This window comes from Bilophila sp., from assembly GCF_057864385.1.
In genome coordinates this window covers 1-4419 of the sequence record NZ_DBMAFI010000122.1, presented here as the reverse complement: position 1 = coordinate 4419, position 4419 = coordinate 1, and the positions used below count along the sequence as shown (strand labels likewise).

At 59.5% G+C, this 4419-nt stretch carries 2 protein-coding genes and 1 pseudogene; all 3 read left to right on the top strand.

The genetic code is table 11. The features are described from left to right. Nucleotides 1-195, top strand: a pseudogene (locus ACZM8Y_RS17795) (hypothetical protein); the annotation flags it as partial. 460 nt (nucleotides 196-655) lie between these two features. Then, the gene (locus ACZM8Y_RS17790) at nucleotides 656-3568 is read left to right on the top strand and encodes a hypothetical protein (RefSeq protein ID WP_489501969.1); all 2913 of its coding nucleotides are present in this window, start codon (nucleotides 656-658) and stop codon (nucleotides 3566-3568) included. Nucleotides 3569-3721: 153 nt separating this feature from the next. Next, nucleotides 3722-4419: putative sulfate exporter family transporter (locus tag ACZM8Y_RS17785; protein ID WP_489501968.1), on the top strand; the 698-nt coding region annotated here is incomplete at its 3' end.

The window sequence follows — 4419 nt, the reverse complement described above, 5'->3', positions numbered from 1 at the left end:
GATCAGGAAAAGGTGGATTTCGGCCCGCTGCCTTCGCTGGAGCCTGCTCCCGCTCCGGAAGAGGACGCCTCCGCCGATAATGCCGCGGATGCTGCTTCTGCCGGGGAAAAGCCCGGGGCTTCCGAAACCGCTCCGGCGGACACTCCCGCAAAGGACCCTGCCACCTCCGCATCCGGAGCTGCTCCCGCGAAGTGATTGGCCCGGCAGAGCTTCCTTGTTTTGCCTCATGACAAGACCCCCGCCGGTTTCCGGCGGGGGTCTTGTCATGAGCGTTTTGTTATTGAAAATATCTGCGGGCCAGGACCCTGCGTTCTGGCCCGCAGGCTTCACTCCTCCGCCGAAGCTTTACGCCGCAAGTGAATTGCGGCTGCTCCGGCGTCGCGGCTTCAGTCTCGCTTCGCTTGACTCCGGGAGCATTTTCAAAACGAAAATGCTCTGAAGAAGGGGCTGAGAATCTCCGGCATCCGGTATTGCCGGAGCGGGTGTGCGACTCCCGGCCGGGGTGTGCGGCATGGCGCACACAAAGCGGAAACGAAAAAGGAGGCGGGGCAGGATGTCTTTAACTAACCATGTGCAGTTTCATGGTAATTTTGCGTCGGGTACGGTTCTTGCTTTATAATTCCGAACACCAACCTTTTGCCTCAAGGAAGCCTCTATGTTTTTCGAGAGACGATGGAAAAACCTGCTGATCGGGGCGATGGTGGGCGCGTCCTGCCTCGCCGGGGTGCCCGCTTCCGGAGCCGAGACGCCGCACGGACTGCAACCCGCCGCTGACATGCCCTACATTCCGGATCTGGGCGGGCTGCGGGCCAGGACATTCAAGAACCAGTACGGCCAGGTTCGCCATCTGGCGGAAAGTGTGGTCGTGCGCCAGAGCAAGGTTGAAGGCGGCAAGGCCCATGTTCCCGCGGGCGGTCTCTTCTACATTTCGGAGACGAAGGAAGACGCCGCGCCCTTCATGCGCGATCCTTTCTTTGTGCTTGGCGAGCATGCCTATCTTGTGGATTTGAAAAGCCACAGGAACACGGTGCGCGACGTGAAGGTCGCGAAACGGGAAAAAGTTCTGGTGGACAAGGCGGGATACCGTCTGTGGTTTGACTTTTCCACCGACCATTATGACAAGCCCTACATCCAGCTGGCGCTCATCGCCCCTTCCGGGCACTGGCCGCTGGAATTCACCGTGTCCGACCAGTTCGCGCATATGGAAGAGATCCGCAAACTGGACATGAAAGACGGCCTCAACCCCCAGTTGATCGAGTATTACCTCGACCCTGACTACTGGTACGGGGCCAGCAAGTTTACCGTCAAGAGCAATGATTTCGACAAGGCGACCTTTGATTCTCTGGAATATCCGGTGATCGACGAGGCCACCTTCTCGCTGAGCCGTCCCTGGGTGCTGGATGTGCGCCAGGAGGATTTCCGCTGGTACGGCACCAAGCGCATCTATGCCTTCCGCCATCCGGAAGGTTTTCTCGTCCGCGTGACGGACTTCTCCGGCGACAAGGTGCTGGGCGAAAAGCTGATCCGTCCGGTCACCCCGCAGGGCTACAAGGATCGTGACGACGCCAAGGATGAATATTTCCTCTCCATCCCCGAAGAGAACATGCGCGTGGAAATCATGGTGCAGCCGGAGTATCTCAAGCATTCCGACTTTACCCCCTGGTCCAATGATGTTCCTTACGGCTGGACGGACGGCCTGCTCAGTTTTGTGATTTATGACGATCTTGTCACCGTGAGGAACGGAGAACCCTGGCCGCTTGACCCCCGCTACAGGGTGGGGCTTGAAGCCAACCTGCTCACCGGCAAGCTCCAGCGCCTCATACTGGAAAACGCCGAACCCTTTACTCTGGATGATTCCAGCAACAGTTTCGACGGTCCGATCAAGTACTCCGAAGTGTGGAACCGCCCCGCCTTCAAGCTGGTGGCCAGTGGCTTCGACGACAAGACCGTGAGCGAGTACTATGTGCGTGACGCCTTCTTCCAGCGCACGGACAACATGGTGTTTGACAGGAAGAAGGGGCGCAGGGACATCGACCTCTTCGTGGGGCGCGCCCCCACGCTGATCCCCATTCTGGAGGACAGCTTCCTGACCCGCCTCTCCGACAAGACATACGGCATCGTTGTACAGGGGTCGCACTTTACCACGCACCCCCAGGCCATGGATAATATGGCTTTCAACGCGCCTGATCCCACGGCTCCCTTCGGCGGCCTGCTGCGCGGCTTCAACCGCACCAACGTGAAGAACCGCCGGGGCGATGCCCTGGTTTCCGCAGAAGGGCTGGTCATCCGCGGCAGCTATGTGGACTGGCGCAATGATCGCATTGTCATCCCGCGCGCGGGCCTGTTCTATACCTCGCGCAACGGCCGCAACGTGCGCGCTCTGCGCGGCGAAAGTTTCTACATGCTCGGCAGGAAAGCCTGGATTGCCACCTTCCAGTCCGCCACCTTCGTGCGCAAGGACTTTGACCTTGACTTCTGGAAGCTGCAGCCCGAAGGCTCGCTGCATCCCATTTACTGGCAGGACGTGCCGCTGGGCGAAAACAACAAGATGCTGCGCTTCACCGATCGCAAGTTCCTTGACGATCGCGCCATGGGGCTGGTGAATGTGGTGAAGTACTCCGGCAACAACTTCGGCGCGCCCTTCCTGCTCGCGCAGAATCTCGACCCCACCGATCCCGGAACCCGCTACAGCGTGCATCCCATGTTCGGTGAAGGTTCCACATGGATCATCCCCGAGTTTGTGGGCGACAACTACATGCGTATCAAGGAATTCGGCACTCCGATTATCCAGAACATCCAGTACACCTATACCGAACCCAAGCGGGTGCTGCTCGGCGTGGGCGAGAGCGCCGGGCTCGGCGCGGGCACGGTGAAGGTGCTTGCATTCGACGAGGCCGCCGGAACCGTGACCGTGGAGATCGCCGACAAGGACGGCAAGGCTGAAACCAGGGTGCTTGGCCCGCTGGACGAGCATGCGCGCAACCTGCTGCCGCAGCATCAGGATATCGTGAACAGGCTTCAGCTCGTGGTCGGTCCGCTGAATGACCGTGTCATGGCCGAGATGGATATTGAAAAGCCCTTTGAGGACGGCAAGGCCGCCCTGTGGACGTACGTCAATCTTCTGTATCTAGAAAACGAAAAGCCCCTGCCCACGGATTCCCGTTTCATGGTTCGTTCCGACGTGTGCGGGCACTGCTATCAGCTGAACGAGCTGCTGTTCGACAACAGCGAGGAAATCGTTCTCGACAGGAACAATCCCCGTTATGACGGCCCCAAGGGCGCGGACGGCAAGCCCATCTTCAGCATCGTCGTGGACAATTTCGATGGCGAGATGATCCACGCCTGGCATATCGAAACAGTCGTCAGGGGACGCGTGTTCAAGAGTGACAATCTGGCCTTCAACCCCCGCAACAACGTGGACGTTCTCATGGGCGTCAACGGTACGACGGAAGGTTTCCTGCGCGCGAACATGCTGGAACGCTCCGCCTACCAGGAATACTGGAGAGTCGGCCTCCACGAGCACGCGAAGCGCGGGCTCGACGCATGGATGGCCCACAAGTTCCAATAGCGCAGCATGCCGGGTGAGCGCCGGCGGCGATGCAATTCGCCCGGCGCCCGGCCGGAATGCGGACGTTCACAGAAAATCCGCGCGGAACTGCCCGATCCGGCCACAAACCGGATCGGGCAGCCGGAAACCGCGAACACGCAGGAGAAAGACCCAATGAGTCAGACCCCGTATATCTATGAGGATCGGCGTCGTTCCTTCCTGAGCTGTTGCTACAGCTTCCAGGAGGTGCTGCCCGGTCTTCTGGCCATGTTTTTCATCGCCATATTCAGCAACAATCTGGCCGGGGTGCCCAATCCCTTCACGCTGGAAAACCTGTTCCATTATCTGGACGCCGTGATCGGCCCGATCAACGGCCAGCCTCTGTTTCAGATACTCAACTCCAACTTTGTGTGGAACCCCTTCCTTCTCGGCCTGATCATCGGCAACACGTTCGGCGTGCATGACAGCTGGAAGCGCGGTCTTTCCTATATTCACAAGCTGATGCCGCTGGGCATCATCATGCTTGCGCCGCACTTCGTATTCGGTCACGCAACCAAGGCGGGCTGGGCGATGATCATCTTTGCCTTTGTCATCATGGTGCTTACCGCCCAGTTCACCATCTGGCTCGGCCGCCGCATGGGAGTGGACGATCGCCATGCCGGGGATATCGCCGGGGCGCTCGCCACGGGCGATCCGCACGTCACCGCCATCCTCATGCCGATGCTCAAGGCCAAGGGCGGACAGGTGATCAATGCCCTGGCCTGCGTGCTGCTGTTCGGTCTGATCGCCTCCTTCCTGCTGCCGCTTGTCGGGCAGTTGGTCGGCATGAAGGATGAAGCCTTCGGTCTGCTCTCCATCCTCGGTATCGGCAA